General features: G+C 69.7%; 15 protein-coding genes and 1 riboswitch. Of the genes, 8 read left to right on the top strand and 7 right to left on the bottom strand.

The annotated features are described in order from the left end of the window. Positions 1 to 11: 11 nt before the first annotated feature. Together RWN05_RS06475 and RWN05_RS06470 are read right to left on the bottom strand one after the other, a co-directional pair. On the bottom strand, positions 12 to 2,267 hold the full coding sequence (locus RWN05_RS06475; protein WP_314138997.1) for a sigma-70 family RNA polymerase sigma factor: 2,256 nt from the start codon (positions 2,265 to 2,267) through the stop codon (positions 12 to 14). A gap of 404 nt (positions 2,268 to 2,671) precedes the next feature. Continuing rightward, entirely contained in the window at positions 2,672 to 4,174 is a 1,503-nt protein-coding gene (locus RWN05_RS06470) for a beta-N-acetylhexosaminidase (RefSeq protein ID WP_314138996.1), read from the bottom strand. 159 nt (positions 4,175 to 4,333) lie between these two features. Further along, positions 4,334 to 4,452, top strand: a riboswitch (ZMP/ZTP riboswitch). 42 nt (positions 4,453 to 4,494) lie between these two features. Here RWN05_RS06470 and glyA point away from each other — a divergent pair. Continuing rightward, positions 4,495 to 5,766: a serine hydroxymethyltransferase gene (gene glyA, locus RWN05_RS06465; protein ID WP_064296623.1), complete on the top strand. Its 1,272-nt coding sequence runs from the start codon at positions 4,495 to 4,497 to the stop codon at positions 5,764 to 5,766. 11 nt (positions 5,767 to 5,777) lie between these two features. After that, the gene (locus tag RWN05_RS06460) at positions 5,778 to 6,650 is read left to right on the top strand and encodes a bifunctional methylenetetrahydrofolate dehydrogenase/methenyltetrahydrofolate cyclohydrolase (protein WP_071259424.1); all 873 of its coding nucleotides are present in this window, start codon (positions 5,778 to 5,780) and stop codon (positions 6,648 to 6,650) included. A 26-nt stretch (positions 6,651 to 6,676) separates the two neighbouring features. Here RWN05_RS06460 and RWN05_RS06455 read toward each other — a convergent pair whose 3' ends face one another. From RWN05_RS06455 to galT, 3 genes are all read right to left on the bottom strand, one after another. Continuing rightward, positions 6,677 to 7,594 (bottom strand): hypothetical protein, encoded by a 918-nt coding sequence (locus RWN05_RS06455; protein WP_314138995.1) that lies wholly within the window; start codon positions 7,592 to 7,594, stop codon positions 6,677 to 6,679. Between the two features lie 133 nt (positions 7,595 to 7,727). Continuing rightward, positions 7,728 to 8,888: a galactokinase gene (gene galK / locus RWN05_RS06450; RefSeq protein WP_314138994.1), complete on the bottom strand. Its 1,161-nt coding sequence runs from the start codon at positions 8,886 to 8,888 to the stop codon at positions 7,728 to 7,730. Beyond that, positions 8,885 to 10,036: a galactose-1-phosphate uridylyltransferase gene (galT, locus tag RWN05_RS06445; protein WP_314138993.1), complete on the bottom strand. Its 1,152-nt coding sequence runs from the start codon at positions 10,034 to 10,036 to the stop codon at positions 8,885 to 8,887. Before galT ends, galK begins: the two co-directional genes overlap by 4 nt. An 83-nt stretch (positions 10,037 to 10,119) precedes the next feature. Between galT and RWN05_RS06440 the strand changes: the two genes are divergently transcribed. Together RWN05_RS06440 and RWN05_RS06435 are read left to right on the top strand one after the other, a co-directional pair. Further along, positions 10,120 to 10,932 carry a DeoR/GlpR family DNA-binding transcription regulator gene (locus RWN05_RS06440; RefSeq protein WP_079001771.1) on the top strand — a complete coding sequence of 271 codons (813 nt, stop codon included), beginning with the start codon at positions 10,120 to 10,122 and terminating at the stop codon, positions 10,930 to 10,932. A gap of 67 nt (positions 10,933 to 10,999) precedes the next feature. After that, complete coding sequence (locus RWN05_RS06435; protein ID WP_314138992.1) at positions 11,000 to 11,515, top strand: YbaK/EbsC family protein; 516 nt, start codon at positions 11,000 to 11,002, stop codon at positions 11,513 to 11,515. Here the strand turns inward: RWN05_RS06435 and RWN05_RS06430 are convergent. Then, positions 11,457 to 12,560, bottom strand: coding sequence for a CPBP family intramembrane glutamic endopeptidase (locus RWN05_RS06430; RefSeq protein ID WP_314138991.1), 1,104 nt, complete (start codon positions 12,558 to 12,560; stop codon positions 11,457 to 11,459). The two genes, RWN05_RS06435 and RWN05_RS06430, sit on opposite strands and share 59 nt — an antisense overlap. Positions 12,561 to 12,675: 115 nt before the next feature. Here RWN05_RS06430 and RWN05_RS06425 point away from each other — a divergent pair, with 115 nt between their 5' ends. Beyond that, positions 12,676 to 13,032 carry a DUF2200 domain-containing protein gene (locus RWN05_RS06425; protein WP_314138990.1) on the top strand — a complete coding sequence of 119 codons (357 nt, stop codon included), beginning with the start codon at positions 12,676 to 12,678 and terminating at the stop codon, positions 13,030 to 13,032. Positions 13,033 to 13,113: 81 nt separating this feature from the next. Here the strand turns inward: RWN05_RS06425 and RWN05_RS06420 are convergent, their stop codons facing one another. Continuing rightward, positions 13,114 to 14,610: an MFS transporter gene (locus RWN05_RS06420; protein WP_314138989.1), complete on the bottom strand. Its 1,497-nt coding sequence runs from the start codon at positions 14,608 to 14,610 to the stop codon at positions 13,114 to 13,116. A gap of 106 nt (positions 14,611 to 14,716) precedes the next feature. On the opposite strand from RWN05_RS06420, the gene RWN05_RS06415 reads away from it, so the two are divergent. The 3 genes from RWN05_RS06415 (at position 14,717) to RWN05_RS06405 (ending at position 17,129) form a co-directional block, all read left to right on the top strand. Further along, positions 14,717 to 15,328 carry a TetR/AcrR family transcriptional regulator gene (locus RWN05_RS06415; protein ID WP_079001781.1) on the top strand — a complete coding sequence of 204 codons (612 nt, stop codon included), beginning with the start codon at positions 14,717 to 14,719 and terminating at the stop codon, positions 15,326 to 15,328. A gap of 4 nt (positions 15,329 to 15,332) precedes the next feature. Next, positions 15,333 to 16,136 (top strand): hypothetical protein, encoded by an 804-nt coding sequence (locus RWN05_RS06410; protein WP_079001783.1) that lies wholly within the window; start codon positions 15,333 to 15,335, stop codon positions 16,134 to 16,136. A 300-nt stretch (positions 16,137 to 16,436) separates the two neighbouring features. Continuing rightward, positions 16,437 to 17,129, top strand: a complete 693-nt coding sequence (locus RWN05_RS06405) for a ScbR family autoregulator-binding transcription factor (protein ID WP_314138988.1) — start codon at positions 16,437 to 16,439, stop codon at positions 17,127 to 17,129. Positions 17,130 to 17,187 lie beyond the last annotated feature (58 nt).

Genomic DNA, 17,187 nt, shown 5'->3' with positions numbered 1-17,187 from the left:
AGCGTGACCGTTTACGGTACCGCCGGTTCGTCCGTCGTCGGTGCCGGTGAGGCGTCTGCGCCATCGGGCGGCGCGGTGACGTCGGGCGCGGTCTCCACCGGCGTCTCCGTCTCCGTCGCCGGATCAGGCTCGGTCGTACTCGGCACGTCCGGCTCCGTCGCGGGAGCCGGTTCCACCGGGATCTGGTCCGCGATCGGTTCGACGACGGCCTGAACAGGGAGCGGAGCGGGAATCGCCTCCGGTGCGGTGTCCAGAACCGCTTCCGGGAGCGGGGCCGTCGCCGGATCGACGGCGGACTCGGTACTCAGGAGTCCGGTCAGCGAGAGGTACTCGACGGAGGTCGCAGGTCCCACGCGCGATGGGTCCGCGGGGTCGACGCTCCAGACGCTGAGCTCGTGGAACCCGCCGGCCACGGCGGCGCCGGTGAGCGTCGCCCGACCGTCGGCATCGAGCGCGACGCGCTGCTCGTCACCACCGTCGAGGGTGTACCCGATCGCGCCGTTCGGAGCGCCGCTGATGACGATCGGTGCGTCCGGCTCGAGGATCCGGAACGACAGGATCGTCTCGAATCCGGAGATCGAGGGCCCGGAGATCGTCATGCCGGCAGGTTCCGCGGACTCGGTGACCTGGTCACCGAGGGTCTGGCGCACGGTGAGGGTGAACGTCCCAGACCGGTTGAGGACGACCGGTCCTGTCGACCAGGTCCCGGTCACCGGGGCGGCTGCGACCGATGACCGCTGCGCGGACCCCGGCACGACCGTCGAAGCGACGACGAGGTCGCCGTCGAGGACGTCGATGGTGGCTCCGGCCGCTCCCGTGCCGCTGAACGTGGGCCACAGGTAGCCACCGCCGGAGTCGGCGACCATGGTCGGCACCGGGAGCGCCGTGGGTTCGGTCGGGTCGACGGGATCGACCGGGGTGACGGGCGGAGCGACCGGTGGGGCAGTGGGCGTCGGAACCTGCGGGGAGACCACGACGGGATCCGGCGTCCCATCCTCGTTCGGACTCGGACTCGGACTCGGACTCGGACTCGGAGTCGGATTCGGTGCCGGGGAGGAGGGTGTCGGCGTCGGGCCGGCGATCGGGGCCGCATCCGGGGACGGGGCGGCGGGCGGATCGGTGGGCCCAGCAGCCGTGCCGGAGGTCGGCGTGTCGGCGGTCGGCGGGAACACCACCGGACCCAGGACGAGCGCGGCGGCGGTCACCGCCGCGACGACGCCGACACCGACCGCGGCGATGATCCCGCCGGAGAGACCGGCCGCCGCAGCACCCGCGGCGCCGGCACCCGACGCGGCGCCGGCACCCGACGCGGCACCGGCACCCGATGCGGCGCCACTGGAACCGGCTGCACCGGAGGCCGCCACCCCACCGGAGGCCGCCACCGAGGTGCCCAGGTGCGCCGTCAATGCGACCCCACCGGTGACACCGGCAGGCATCGCGGCGACCGCGCTCGCCGACGGGCCGTTCGCCTGCAACCAAGCGGTGTAGCCGGCCGCACCGGCGGCGCCTGCGACGAGGGGGAGGAGGACGAGCGCCATGCGCGAGCCGACCTCCTTCGCCTCAGCGGCCACGATGGTGCACCGCTGACAGGCGTCCAGGTGCGACTCGACCTTGGCCGTGTCCCGGGCGGAGAGGTTCCCGCGCGCGTACGATCCGAGCCTGCTGATCGTGAAGGCGTGCTCCGAGTCGTCGTCGACGGCCTGCAGGTGCGCCTGGATCCACGCTTCGCGCAGCCCCTCGCGTGCTCGGTAGGCGAGCGCGGACACCGAGTTGGCCTTCATCCCGAGGAGCGGCGCGACCTCCGCAGGCGTCATCGCCTCGATCTCCGTGTACCAGAGCACCTCCTGCCACCGGGTCGGCAGGCTCCGGAACGCTCGGGCACTCAGGCTGCGATCGAGGGCCTCGATCGAGGAGGCTTCGTTCGTGTCCGGGTCCTCGAAGGAGTCCAGGGTGTCGAGCGAGGTCTCCCGACGCGATCGGCCCCACGCGGCCGCCGTGTTCCGGATGGTGGTGAACAGGTAGGGGCGGAAGGCGCCGGTGGGTCCCTTCCCGCGACGGACCGCCTGATAGATGCGGGCGAAGGACTCCGAGACGAGGTCGTCGGGATCGAGGCTCGAGGTGACGGACCGGGCGACGGTCCGTCCGGCGTTCGAGTGTCGTCGCCACAGCTCCGCGTAGGCGTCCTGCGAGCCCGTGCGGGTGTGCTCGATGAGCTCGGCATCCGATCGCTCGGTGAGCGATGAAGCCGGGGATGTGTCCAGGCTCATGATGCCTCCGTCTGCGAGCTGCGCACTACCGGGCACCGTGCCCGCCCAAGAGAGTCGGGTGCACCGGGATCATGACGCCGATCCCTCATCTTGGCACGGGGTGTCTCGCGGACAGCCGCTGGCGCCGAGGAAGATCCGTTCCGATTGTTCCGGGAAACCGCGTCATGACCTGTTCGGGATGCACTCTCTCAGGATGAACAGCAGGATTCCCGGCGACGGGGACCCGGCTGGGTCGTCCTCGGACGGCCACGATGCGCGCCACGGCCGGTGTGCATCGGGCAACGGACCCGAAACGTTGCAGATCTCGACGGGAGGGGGCGCCTTCGTGCGTACCCGTCGACAGGCCGGGAGTGGTGCTCGGGGGCGAGCGCCACTCCCGGCCGCCTTCCCGTCCGTCGCCCGGATCAGTCGAGCCAGCCGATCTCGGGGGAGCGGTGGAAGGCGATGCCCGCGGCCGACCAGCCCTGAGCGAGGTCGGCCAGCCGGTCCCGGAAGTCGCTCCAGTCCGGCGTGCGTCGCTCCGACCAGCCGATCTCCGCGATGGACGCGATCCGAGGGAAGACGAGGAACTCGAGCGTCTGCACGTCGGCCACGGTCTCCGTCCAGAGCGGGGCCTCGACGCCGAGGATGTCCTGCTCTCCGACACCTTCGACGATCTCGGTCGGCTCCCAGACGGCGGAGCGTTCGACACTCGTGGGGCCGTCCGCCCAGGTGAGGCCGGCCGTCGCGACGCCGGGGTACTGCATGTCGAGGTAGGCGGCGTCGGCCGGAGACATGATGACCTGCCCGCCCTGATCCACGAACGAGCGCAGCTTGTCGGCGTGGCCGTCCTCGGGGGAGACGTAGTTCCAGTACTGGCCGATGGTGCCGGGGGCGAGTTCCCGAGACGCGCCGAACTCGTGCCAGGCGATCGCGGTCTTCCCGGTCGTGGCGATCAGCTCGGACACCCGACGGGCGAAATGGAGGAAGTCCGCCTCGGGGGTGGCGAGCGCTTCATCGCCGCCGAGGTGGAGATAGGGGCCCGGGGTCATCGCGGCGAGCTGGGTGAAGACGTCGTCGAGGAACGTGTAGGTGGACTCGGCATGGATGTCGAGGCTCGAGAAGCCGACCTCCGTGCCGGTGTAGGGCTCGCGAGCGACGCCGTCCGGGTTGAGTTCGGGATACGCCGCGAGGACCGCGTTCGTGTGTCCGGGGACGTCGATCTCGGGAACGATCGTGACGCGGCGGTCGGCGGCGTACTCGATGATCGCCCGGTAGTCGTCGGCACTGTACGAGCCGCCCGCACCACCACCGACCGCGGTCGCCGCACCGATCCCGGTGAGCTCCGGCCACCCGGCGATCTCGAGGCGCCACCCCTGGTCGTCGGTGAGGTGCAGGTGCAGGTGGTTGAGCTTGAGTGCGGCGATCTGGTCGATGAACCGCTGCACCTGCGCGACCGTGAAGAAGTGCCTCGCGACGTCGAGCATCGCGCCGCGGTACGCGAAGCGCGGCGCGTCGGCGATGACGGTCGCTGCGATGATCCAGTCCTGTGCGCCGGCCGTCGATGCCCAGTTGGCCGGCGGGAGGAGCTGCCTGAGTGTCTGCGTGCCATGGTGGACCCCGTCGGCGTCCGCGCCGACGATCTCGACACCGGAGGCCACGGCGGTCAATCGGTAGGCCCCGCTCGTCGTGGACAGGCGGGGGTCGACCGACAATGCGATGTCCGCACCCGCCGAATCCGCCACCTCCTCCGCGCCGGTGGTCTCGACCGGGAGGTCGAAGCCCGTCGAGGCGCGCAGTGCCTCGGCGAGGATCCGAGCCGTGGTCGCCGCCGACGGGTCGGTACGGATCACCGAATCCGCCGACAACCGGAACGGGGGAGCGGAGGCGTCCGTGGTCTGCGACATGGGGCGGGGCAGCAGGCTCATGCGTGGTTCCTTCAGCGTCGGCGACGCGGGATCGTGGGCGCCGGAACGGGGTTTGTTCGGAGGGTGAACAAGCGTCGGGCCATCTTGACACACCGGCCCCCGCCGCTGCCCGCCCCCTCCACAGGACGGTGCGCATCGGGCGTCCCGTTGCTATGCTGCTAGCAGTCGCAACTGGCGTATAGACGGAGTTCCGCTCCGCCTCAGATGGTTCACCATCGGGGAGCGACCCTGCACCTTGAAGACAAGGGCGGATTCGGCCGCACGCCTGGGCCGAAACGGCACATCACCGACATCCGTTCTGTCACAAAAGGGAGCCAGTCTTGTCCGACACCTTCAACGCGCCACTCTCCGAGGTCGATCCCGAGATCGCTGCGGTCCTCGAGCAGGAGCTCGGTCGCCAGCGCAACACCCTCGAGATGATCGCGAGTGAGAACTTCGTGCCCGTCTCCGTCCTGCAGTCGCAGGGCAGCGTCCTCACCAACAAGTACGCCGAGGGCTACCCGGGTCGTCGCTACTACGGCGGCTGCGAGTTCGTCGACATCGCCGAGTCCCTCGCGATCGAGCGGGCCAAGAGCCTCTTCGGTGCCGCATACGCGAACGTCCAGCCGCACTCGGGCGCCACGGCCAACGCCGCGGTCCTCTCAGCGATCGCCACCCCCGGCGACACCATCCTCGGTCTCGAGCTCGCCCACGGTGGTCACCTCACCCACGGCATGAAGCTCAACTTCTCCGGCAAGCTCTACAACGCCGTCTCCTACGGCGTCGACCCCGAGACCTTCCTCGTCGACATGGACGTCGTCCGCGACAAAGCACTCGAGCACAAGCCCCAGGTCATCATCGCCGGCTGGTCCGCCTACCCGCGCCAGCTCGACTTCGCCGCGTTCCGCGCGATCGCCGACGAGGTCGGTGCGAAGCTCTGGGTCGACATGGCGCACTTCGCCGGCCTCGTCGCCGCAGGCGTCCACCCGTCGCCCGTGCCGTTCGCCGACGTCGTGTCCTCCACCGTGCACAAGACCATCGGCGGCCCGCGCTCCGGCTTCATCGTGAGCCGCGACATGGAGCTCGCCAAGAAGCTCAACTCGAACGTGTTCCCCGGCCAGCAGGGCGGACCGCTCATGCACGTCATCGCCGCCAAGGCGACCGCGTTCAAGCTCGCCGCCACGGCGGAGTTCAAGGACCGCCAGGAGCGGACGCTCCGCGGTGCCAAGCTCCTCGCCGAGGCGCTCACCTCCGAGGCGTCGAAGGCCGCCGGCATCGACGTCCTCACCGGCGGCACCGATGTGCACCTCGTGCTCGCCGACCTCCGCACCTCCGAGCTCGACGGCCAGCAGGCCGAAGACCTCCTCCACGAGGTCGGCATCACGGTCAACCGCAACTCGGTGCCGTTCGACCCGCGCCCGCCGATGGTCACCTCCGGCCTGCGGATCGGTACCCCGGCACTCGCGACGCGTGGCTTCGGCGACACCGAGTTCGCCGAGGTCGCCGACATCATCGCTCTCGCGCTGCGCAACGGTGCCGAGGCCGGAGCCCTCCGGGAGCGCGTCACGGCGCTCGCCGAGCGCTTCCCGCTCTACCCCGGCCTCCAGCAGTAGGGCGCCGGCGCATGACCGCACAGATCCTCGACGGCAAGGCCACGGCCGCCGCCATCAAGTCCGAACTCGCGATCGAGGTGGCCGCGCTCAAGGAGCGCGGCATCTCGGTCGGGCTGGGCACCGTCCTCGTCGGTTCCGACCCGGGTTCGCAGTGGTACGTCGCCGGCAAGCACCGCGACTGCGCCGAGGTCGGTATGGAGTCCATCCGACGCGACCTGCCCGAGACGGTCTCGCAGGAGGAGCTCGAGGCCGTCCTCGACGAGCTCAACGCCGACGAGAGCTGCACCGGCTACATCGTGCAGCTGCCGTTGCCGAAGCACATCGACACCGACGCGATCCTCGAGCGCATCGATCCCGAGAAGGACGCCGACGGGCTCCACCCGACCAACCTCGGTCGTCTCGTGCTCAACGTGAACCGCCCGATCCACACACCGTTGCCGTGCACGCCGAAGGGCGTCATCGAGCTGGTGGAACGTCACGGGATCAGCTGGGCGGGCAAGCACGTCGTCGTCGTGGGCCGCGGGGTCACCGTCGGTCGCGCGATCGGCCCGCTGCTCACCCGTCGCGAATACAACGCGACGGTCACGCTGACGCACACCGGAACGGTCGGACTCGACGACATCCTCCGCACCGCCGACGTGATCGTCGCCGCGGCGGGCGTCCCCGGGATCGTCACGCGCGACGCCGTGAAGCCCGGCGTCATCGTCCTCGACGTCGGGGTGAGCCGCGAGACCGACCCCGAGACCGGCAAGTCCCGGGTCGTCGGCGACGTCGCCCCTGACGTGGCCGAGGTCGCCTCGTGGATCAGCCCGAACCCCGGTGGTGTCGGCCCCATGACGAGAGTCGGACTCCTCGCCAACGTCGTCCGCATGGCCACCCCCTAACCCAGCCCGCGAACTGTCACTCGACGCTAGTCCGGCGCCCCGCGATTAGCCGGAAGTGACAGTTCGCGAGCCAGGGCGGTGAGGATGGGCGACGGGTCCGTCAGGTGCGAGCGATTCACCCGGATGACCCGCCAGCCCGCTGCCATGACTCGGTCGAGGCGATCGATGTCGTGGAAGATCTGCCGTTCATCCGAGAAGTGGGTGCCGCCGTCGTATTCGACGAGGACCCGCTGTTCGGGATACACCAGGTCGCCCAAGGCCAGAAACCGTCCGAGGGCGTCTGAGATGACCTCGTTGACGAGTGGTTCCGGAAGGCCCGCGCGGACGATCAGCAGGCGCAATGCGGTCTCCATCGGCGAATCCGTCCGAGGCCGCATCATCGAGAACGCGAGCCGCAGCCGCTTCGCGCCGCGACGGCCGTTCATCCGTGCCAGCCCGCGGACGATCTGCTGCTCCGATGCCAGTGGTCGCCTGCGGCGGAGCAACACATCGCCGGCGATCACCAGGTCGTCCAAGGGGAGTCGGGTTCCGAGCTGACACCAGGCATCGACGGCGGTCAGTACCGGCAGCCCTTCGACGGCGACGACCTCCCAGTGGTCCCCGTCGAGTTGATGCCCACGCACGCCCGATCCTCGAGGCGCGCGTGCCGGCGCGATGGACGCGACGTCGAGTGGTGCCTCGTGTTCCCAGGTGGGCACGGGGGGGCCGTGCAAGGCCGCCGCGCTCACGTGGCTGAAGAACTGCCCATCGTGGAGGAGTGGGGCATAGGCGTGACAGCGTCCGGGGATGTCCGTCGGCTGGTCGAGCGGTGCCCGGACGCCTCGGTGCGGCGTGGCGAGGTCGCGCGCTCGTAGCCGCGATCGAGGCACGCCGAGTTCGTCGGCTTCGGCCGTGGAGAACGGCTGCTTGCTGAGTTCGAGGGGGAGGGGACGTCGGCGGACCATCCCACCACGGTGCCGACTGCGGCGTCTCAGCGTCGGAAGTTCTCCACACCCAGCCCGCGAACTGTCACTCGACGCTAGTCCGAGCGGCCGGGACTAGCCGGAATTGACAGTTCGCGGGCAGGGGTGGGGAAGGTCAGGACTCTCGGGTGGCTCCGGCGGCGGGACGGACGGGGAAGATGGTCGGGGCGGTGAAGGACGCCTCGGCGAAGGCCGCCGTGACCGCCTCGGCCACGGCCGATGCCAGGGCGACGGGGACCAGGGCGATCGCCGCACCCCCGAAGCCACCACCGGTCATGCGCGACCCGATCGCACCCGCCGCCATCGATGTCTCGACGGCCAGGTCGAGTTCCGGAACCGAGATCTCGAAATCGTCCCGCATCGACGCGTGGGAGGCCACGAGCAGCTCGCCGATCGACGTCGGCCCGTGCTCGCGCAGGGTCCGGACGGTGTCGAGGACACGCTGGTTCTCCGTCACGACGTGACGGACGCGGCGGAAGGTCTCGTCGTCGAGCAGCTCGCGAGCGCGGTCGAGGTCGCCGACCGTGATGTCGCGGAGCGAGTCGGCTCCGAGCGCTGCGGCGCCCGCCTCGCAGGACGCCCGACGTGCGGCGTACCCGCCCGAGACGTGGGCGTGCTCGACGCGCGTGTCGATGACGAGCAGCTCGAGGTCGTGCTCCTCGAAGCCGAGGGGGATGACGTCGGTCTCGAGCGAGCGGCAGTCGAGGAAGACGCCGCAGTCACGCCGGCCGAGGAGCGACGCCGACTGGTCCATGATGCCGGTCGGTGCGCCGACCGCTCGGTTCTCGGCGAGCTGGCAGATCTTCGCGAGCGTCCGGCGGTCGTGGTCGAGGTGCCAGATCTCGTTCAGTGCGACGCCGACCGAGGCTTCGATGGCCGCGGAGGAGGAGAGGCCGGCCCCGACCGGGACGTCGGAGTCGATGTAGACGTCGACCCCGGGCACCTCCTGCAAGGGTGCCCCGAACTGGCCGAGCGCCCATGCGACGCCGAGCGGGTAGGCGGACCAGCCGTGCAGTGCGTCGGGATCGAGCGCGCGCACCGAGACCTCGACGATCTCGGGTGAGAAGCTGCTCGAGACCCGGATGCGGTCGTCGTCGCGACGACGGACGGCTGCGACGGTGCGGCGGTCGATCGCCATCGGGAACACGAAGCCGTCGTTGTAGTCGGTGTGCTCGCCGATGATGTTCACGCGGCCGGGCGCGGTCCAGAGGCCATGCGGCTCGCTGCCGAAGGCGTTCTCGAATCCGCTCGTGGCGGTGCGCTGCAGGTCGGTCATACGGGGTTCTCCTCATCGGCTGCGGCGATCGCGGCGCGCAGGGCGGTGGCGGTGGTCTCGGGCGGGACGTCGCCGATCCAGGCGCCCATGGCGGCCTCGGAGCCGGCCAGGTACTTCAGGCGGTCGGCTCCACGACGTGGGGAGGTGAGCTGCAGGTGGAGTCGGAGCTCGTCGCGGTGGACACGGGTCGGGGCCTGATGCCAGGCGGCGATGTACGGGGTCGGGGTGTCGTACAGGGCGTCGACGCCGCGCAGCAGCCGCAGGTAGAGACCGGCGAGCTCGTCCCGTTCTTCGAGCGAGGTCGCGGCGAAGTCGGGCACGTGCCGGTGGGGGAGCAGGTGCACCTCGATGGGCCAGCGCGCGGCGAACGGGACGAACGCCGTCCAGTGCTCGCCGGTGAGGACGACGCGCTCGTCGGCCTGCTCCGCGGCGAGGACGTCGGCGAAGAGTCCGGGACCGTAGGCCTCGCTCGCGGCGATGAGTCGCTGCGTGCGCGGGGTCACATAGGGGTAGGAGTAGATCTGTCCGTGCGGGTGGTGGAGGGTGACACCGATCTGCTCGCCACGGTTCTCGAAGGGGAACACCTGCTGGATCGAGTCGATCTGCGACAGTGCGTGCGTCCGGCGGGCCCACGCTTCGATCACCGTGCGCGCCCGGGTTCGGGACAGCGAGCCGAAGGAACCGGTGCTCGACGGGCTGAAGCTCACGACCTCGCAGCGGCCGACCGAGGTGCGGGTCCGGCCGATTCCGATGGCCTCGAGGTCGGCGAGGTCGACCGGTGCGTTCTCGTCTTCGAGCAGCGGTCCGAAGGACGGCGACTTGTTCTCGAAGACCGCGACGTCGTACTGGTCGGGGATCTCGGAGGGGTTTGAGGGGCTCGCGGGCGCGAGCGGGTCGAGGTTCGCGGGTGGCAGCATCACCCGGTTCTGGCGGGCGGCGGCGATCGAGATCCACTCACCCGTCAGCGGGTCCTGGCGCATGGACGCGGTCGGTGGTCGTGGTGCGAGTTCGCGAGCGTCGGGCAGGCGCTCCGCGGGCAGCGTCGTGTCGACGTCGTCGAAGTAGATGAGTTCGCGACCGTCGGCGAGGCGCTGGGTCGAGCTCGCGATCGCCGGGTCGATGACGAAGGTGTCGTCGAGTGGGGGCATGGGGATCCTCAGAACGGGTTGTCGAAAGGAAACGTACAACGTTTCGCCTTGAAAAGTATAGGCAAGTCAGCGAAGATTCAAGCATGTCCGACGACGAGCCCATGCAGTTGCCCGCCCCACTGCGACGCGACCGCATCCGCGAGCTCCTCGATGAGCGCGGCTTCGTGCGCGTCGCCGACATCTCCGACGACTTCGGCGTCTCCCGGGTGACCGCCCGGACGGACCTCGACACCCTCGTCGACCAGGGCGAGGCCGTCCGCGTGCACGGAGGTGCGATGCCCGTGCAGGGACGCGGCGCCGTCGAGTCGCCGATCGAACTCGCGACCGCGACCTCGGCCCACGCGAAGCAGCGGATCGGAGAGGCGGCGGCCGCGATGGTGCGCTCCGGTCAGAGCGTGATCGTCGACGTCGGCAGCACCGGCCTCGCCCTCGCCCGCGCGCTCAAGGCTCGCCGCGACCTCGCCGACGTCGTGGTCATCACGAACGGCCTGACCATCGCGCTCGAACTCGAGTCGGAGATCCCGAGGTTCTCGGTGATCGTCACTGGTGGATCGCTTCGGCCGCTCCAGCATTCGCTCGTCGATCCGCTCGCCGGTTCGCTGCTCGGCCAGGTCCACGCCGATCTCGCCTTCATCGGGTGCAACGGTGTCGACGCAGGCCATGGCGTGAGCAACGTCAACCTGCCCGAGGCCGAGGTGAAGGCCAGGATGGTTCGCGCCGCCGAGCGGGTGGTCGTGGTCGCCGACGCCTCGAAGCTCGGTGTGCGGCAGCTCGGCCGGATCGCCGGCCTCGAGGCTTTCGATGCCCTCCTGACCGACGACGGGGCCGCGCCCGAGACCATCGCACTCCTCCGGGAAGCGGGACTCGCGGTGACGTTGGTCCCACTCGGCGACTGACCTCGCGCCGCGTGCCGCTGCGCCCCGGCACTCGCGCGCCGACGGCCCGGTGCGGCAGCATGGTCGCATGAGTGATCGAGCGCATCCGGCCGTGTCCATCGTCGAGCAGACGCTGCGTGATCGCGGGGCCAAGGGCGAGATCACCTGGCTCGACGATGCTGCTCGAACCGCGGCGCTCGCAGCGGAAGCCCTGGGGATCGAGGTCGGGGCGATCGCGAACTCCCTCGTGTTCACGCTCGACGGCGAGCCGACCCTGATCCTCACGAGCGGTGCCCATCGTGTCGACACCGCCTGGGTGGGCGGGCGGCTCCGTGGACGGTTGAAGCGTGCTGACGCCGAGGTCGTCAAGGCGGCGACGGGACAGGTGATCGGTGGCGTCGCGCCCGTCGGTCACCCGGAACCGATCCGCACCTACGTGGACGAGGCGCTCGCCGCCTACCCGGAGGTCTGGGCCGCAGCCGGCCATGCGCACACGGTGTTCCCGACGACCTTCGAGGAGCTCGTGCGACTGACCGGCGGGCAGATCATCGCGGTGGAGCCGCCGACGGATCCTGCGGGGTCGTCGGCAGCTGCGTCGATGTAGCCACCGGAGCGGCCATGGCGGTCGGCGGCGTCCCCTGCTGCTTCGTCACCCGGCTCGGCGGCAGCGGAGCCGTCGCGATCACGCCGTTCCTGCGCCCCCACCAGGTGCTCACGACGGCTGCGGCGACGCAGAGCGCCATCGGGATGAGCATGAACGGTCCGCCGGCACCCTCGCCTCGCTCGAAGACCTGGTCGGTCTGCGACATGAGGGCCGTGGGGACGAGGAGCAGGACGTTGTTCGTCGCATGGATGAGCACCGGCGCCTCGAGGCCACCGGTCCCGCGGGCCGCGAAGGACATCGAAGCGCCGAACACGAAGTAGTAGGCGATGAGCCAGGGGTCGCCGGCGAAGTGCACCGAGGCGAAGACCGCGCCGGAGACGACCGTGCCGACGAGGAACGCGGTGATCGGGCGACTGAACCAGGATCCGACGGAGCGCTGGATGAGGCCGCGCGCCCCGTACTCCTCGCCGGCCGACTGCAGCGGCGTCGTGAGGATCACGACGAGGAGCATCGCGATCATGGTGCCGTCGACCACGATGGGCTCGAGCGGGGAGAGCAGGACGGACGCGCCGACGTACACGATCCACACCGGGACGATGATGAGCGCAAGGCGCCCGAGCCAGTGCCAGCGGAAGCGCCCCTCCACCGAGGACAGCCACCGTGGACGGACACCGAAGATCGCCCACTGGATGAGCATCGACACCGGGATGAGCGCGGCGAGCGACAGGTTGTTCGCGAGCATCGTCACCGGCGTCAGCGTCATGAGGCCGTTCGCGACGTCGTCGAGCGTGTACGCCCCGGTGGCCACGTCCACGATGAGCGCGATGCCGCCGAGCGCGATCGAGAGGATCAGGAACCCCACGACGAGCAGGAGGAGCGCGAGTGCGCCACGCCACCAGGCTGGTGCGGCGCGGAGGGCGTGGTCGTACGTCGCGAGCTGCCGCTGAGGCACTGCTGGATCGACGGGCGTCGAGGCGGGCGTCGAGGCCGGCCTCGACGAGGGTGATGGCGAAGGCGTCTGCGGGTGCTGTCCAGGATTCGTCATGCTGCCAGGGTAGGCAGCCGTCGCGGCAGCACGCGTCCCCCGAGCGATGGACGACGAGCGACGGATACCCAGTTCGACCTGGTCCCGGACGCGCGACGGTGGGAGACTGCCAGGTATGGCCGGACACCGCATCTTCACGACGAGCTTCGCCAGCGTGTACCCGCTCTACGTCGCGAAGGTGGAGCGGAAGGGCCGTACGAAGGCCGAGGTGGACCAGGTCATCACCTGGCTCACCGGTTACGACGACGCCGCGATCGAACGGGTGCTCGCCGACGGTACCGACTTCGAGACCTTCTTCGCCGACGCGCCGGCGATGCACCCTCATGCGTCGCTCATCACGGGCCTCATCTGTGGCATCCGCGTCGAGGAGATCGAGGATCCCCTGATGCAGCGCGTCCGTCAGCTGGACAAGCTCGTGGACGAGGTCGCGAAGGGGAAGAAGATGACCTCGATCCTCCGCACCTCCGCCTGACGGCCGAACGCGAGACCCTCCGATGACGCACCGGGCCGCCGCGCGAGTGTGCGACGGTCCGGTGCTCGGGACCCGGTCGGATCAGTGCGCGAGCACCGGTTCCGCGGACGCCTCCGGGGCGTGGTGCAGGGCGAGTCCCTGGTTGCGTCGGCGGAACAGCAGTGCCGCCGTCACCGCGCCGACCGCGAAGAATCCGGCGCCCCAGAAGTAGGCGGTCTGGTAGCTCTGGATCGCGGCCTGCGCGAGCACCTCGGGGGTGGGCGGCGCGTTGTCGGTCACGTAGGCCGTGGCGGCGCTCGCCGCGAGGGTGTTGAGCAGCGCCACACCGATCGACCCGCCGACCTGCTGGCTGGTGTTGACCGTCGCCGAGGCGACCCCGGCGAACGCCCGGTCGACACCGAGCGTCGCGGTCTGCATCGAGACGGGCATGATCGATCCCATCGCGAATCCGAGCACCATGAGCGCCGGCATGACGTTGCCGACATAGGAGCTGTCGAGGTCGAGTCGGGTGAGGAGGAGCATGCCGATCGCCCCGAGCGTCATGCCGAACGGCACCATGACCTTCGGCCCGAACCGCGGGACGAGGAGGTTGGTCCCCAGCTGTGCGGCGAGCACGAGCATCGCGATCATCGGGAGGAAGGCGAAGCCCGTCTGCTGCGGTGAGTAGCCGAGCGAGGCCTGCAGGTAGTACGTGACGAAGAGGAAGATGCCGAACATCCCGGCCCCGGCGATCATGACCGAGATGAACGCGGCACCGCGGTTGCGGTCGAGGACGATCGACAACGGGAGGAGCGGGTGCGCGGCCCGGCGCTGCCAGAGGACGAACACGACGAGGAGCACGGCCGCGGCGGCCAGGAAGGCCCAACTGAGCGGTGAGTCCCAGCCGTCGGTCTCGGCATTGGCGAAGCCGTAGACGAGGCTGAACAGCGCACCTGAGACGAGGACGGTGCCCGGAACATCGAGCTTGGGGCGGGGGCCGGTCGTCTTCGGTGTGGTGATGAAGAGGACGGCCCCGACGATGGCGACCACGGCGATCACGACGTTGATGTACAGGTTCCAACGCCAGTCGAACTGCTCGGTGAGGAATCCGCCGAGGAGGAGTCCGACCGCGCCACCCGCGCCGGCGATCGCACCGAAGACGCCGAACGCGCGGGCGCGCTCCTTCGGGATCGTGAAGGTGGTCGTGAGCATCGCGAGCGCGGTCGGTGCGAGGAGGGCTGCGAAGACGCCCTGCAGCGCCCGTGCGGCGACGAGGGTGCCGAACGAATCGGCGGCGCCACCGAGGGCCGAGGCGATCGCGAACCCGACGAGCCCGATGATGAACGCCCGCTTCCGGCCCATGAGGTCGGACAGGCGTCCGCCGAGGAGCAGCAGGCTGCCGAAGGCGAGGGAGTAGGCGGTGACGATCCACTGGCGGTCGCCGTCGGAGAATCCGAGGTCGGTCTGGGCGGCGGGCATCGCGATGTTCACCACGGTGGCGTCGAGCACGACCATGAGCTGGGCGAGGCCGACGGTGACGAGCGTCCACCAGCGGCGTGAGGAGACTGCCGGGGTTCCGGCGGCGAGGTTCGAAGTCATGCTGAGGACTCTATACGGAACTGGACAGTTTCGGAACCGAATAGTTCCTGAACGTTCGAGTTCCTGAACTATGCTGTTCTCGGAGACGAAAGGGAGGTGAGCCGCGATGACGCAGCTCGAGACCCCACCCGCAGCGCCGAAGCTCGGCCGGAAGCGCGATCACACGCGGGACGCCGAGATCCTCGACGCCGCGCTCGACGTCCTCGCCGACACGGGCTACGCCGGGATGACGGTCGACATGGTGGCAGCACGTGCCAAGGCCGGCAAGGCGACGCTCTACCGCCGATGGGCGTCGAAGTCCGAACTCGTGATCGACGCGGTCGCCTGCATGAAGCAGATCGATCCCGACTTCTCGAAGCTGCCCGACACCGGTTCACTCCGCGGCGACCTCGTCGCGATGATCAAGGCGCCGTCCATCGCCGAGGGTGAGCGCAAGATGCGCGTGTTCGCCGGCGTGATGTCGATGATCTCGGATGCGCCCGAGCTCACCGAGTCCGTCCATGCGGCGATCGTGGAGCCGCGCATGGCGGTCAACCGCTTCCTCCTGCAGCGCGCGATCGACCGCGGGGAGATCCGGGCGGACGCCGATGTGGAGACCCTTGCGCTGATCAGCCAGGCGATGGTGAGCTATCGCGTGCTCATGCTGCGGGAGCCGGTGACGCGTGACTTCCTCGTGTCGGTGATCGACGGCGTCATCATCCCGGCCGTCCGGAAGTAGCCCGATGGCCGACGGACCCGCTCGATCTCGAACCGGGCTGCTCGATCACGCGGCGCCGGTCCATCTCGGGACACCGGACGCCCCACTGCGCTTCACGGGTTTCCGCGAGCCCGGCGGACGCCACCTCATCGTCGATGGCGACGAGGCGTTCGAGTTGAGCTTCCCGTGCGGTACCTGCGCGCTGCTGTTCCGTCGTCTGGACGAAGGTGCTCGGGCGCTCGCCGCAGACGCACTGCACGATCACCTGGACGAGGGCGTGCCCGCGATCGACGATCCCTCGTTGCGCGACCTCGTGTCGAAGATCCTGCCCGAAGCGACCTACCTGCCGCTCCTGCTCTCCATCGAGCCCGTCCTGGTCGCTCCGGGTGACGACCACGACTACTTCTCGCGGGAACAGGTCGTGCATCGCGGCATCGACCCCACGCTCGGTGCACCGGAGGACCCGGCGACCGGCTACTACCGCGGCCCGACCCGGAAGACCGGCGAGCACGAGACCCTCTTCGAGTTCCTGGTGCCGATGGTGCAGCCCGGTCGGAACGACCGCGAGCGCGTGGCCTCATACGAGGAGCGGCTTCGAGCCGGGGGAGCGGCGACCGTGCTCGCGGTCTCCGTGCTGGACCGGACGCAGCCGTTCGACAGCTTCGACGCTCACACCGGTCTTGTGCACTTCGTCCTCGACGGCCACCACAAGTTGGAAGCAGCCGCACGTGTCGGGGTCGCGATCACCGTCTTGTCGTTCGTGTCGATCGACGCGAGCCTCGCTGACGAGGCGACGGCGATCGGCCTCCCGGAGCTGCTCGCGCGCTGATCACGTCGAGCGTGAGACCGGGTGGATCACGCAGCGCTGGATCCCCCGATCCCTGCGCGACCCACCGGTCGAGGCGATGAGCGTCGCGCACCCCTGTCGCGAGCGCACGGCCCACTGACGCGTGGACTGCGTCGGCATCACCTCCATCAGTGTGACACGAATAAGTCGTTCGTACCAGTTAGAGAAAGACGTCGGCTGTGTGAGCTCCGAGCCTCTAGGCTGAGGCCCCGACCGGCCACGGTCGACGGATACGGCGCCGATGGATCGGAGTCGGAACACAGGCTGTCCGAGGAGGTCAGGATGCCGGGGACGCGACGAACGCCGACGCAGGAGCGCGGGCAGGTGACGCAGGACGCGATCGTCGAGGGTGCCGCGACCGTCTTCGACCGCATCGGTTACGGGAACGCGAGTCTGTCGATGATCGCGGAGGCGTCCGGGATCTCGCAGGGGTCCATGTACTTCCACTTCAAGTCGAAGGAGCAGATCGCCCTCGCGGTCATCCACGAGCAGCACGACCGGTCGATGCCGCTCATGGCACGGGTGTCGGAACAGTACGACGGAGTCCTCGAGCGGCTCATCCGCATTTCTCGCGCCATGGTCGACCAACTCGAGAACGACCCGGTCGTCCGCGCCGGGATCAGACTCACGCTCGATGAGGGTTCGCTGAGCCAACCGGCCGGCGCGTTCTACGAGGACTGGATCTCGGGGACGGCCGCTCAGCTCGACCTGGCGCTGCAGGCCGGCGACCTGGAGAGTTCGATGTCGGCACCGGACCTGGCCCGCACGCTGATCGGATTCTTCACCGGTGTCCAGCTCACCGCCCAAGCCACGGTCGGCCGCTCGGACATCGCAGCGTCGGTCGACCGCATGTGGCGGCTCGCGATCGACGCCATCGTCCCCCAGGCGAGGCGGGCAGCGGCGACGCAGGTCCGGGAGGACGCCTTCGGCGCTGGGGGCGATGTGCGCCCGGCGCCACCAGCCGCGTCGATCTAGCGATCCACCTGGCGATGGGCGTGCGACGACCGTGCATCCCGAGGTGACGCGCACGAGT

Source organism: uncultured Plantibacter sp., assembly GCF_963518075.1.
GTDB lineage: Bacteria > Actinomycetota > Actinomycetes > Actinomycetales > Microbacteriaceae > Plantibacter > Plantibacter flavus_A.
The sequence above is the reverse complement of the archived record's forward strand: the minus strand, read 5'-3'. Positions and strand labels throughout refer to the sequence as shown.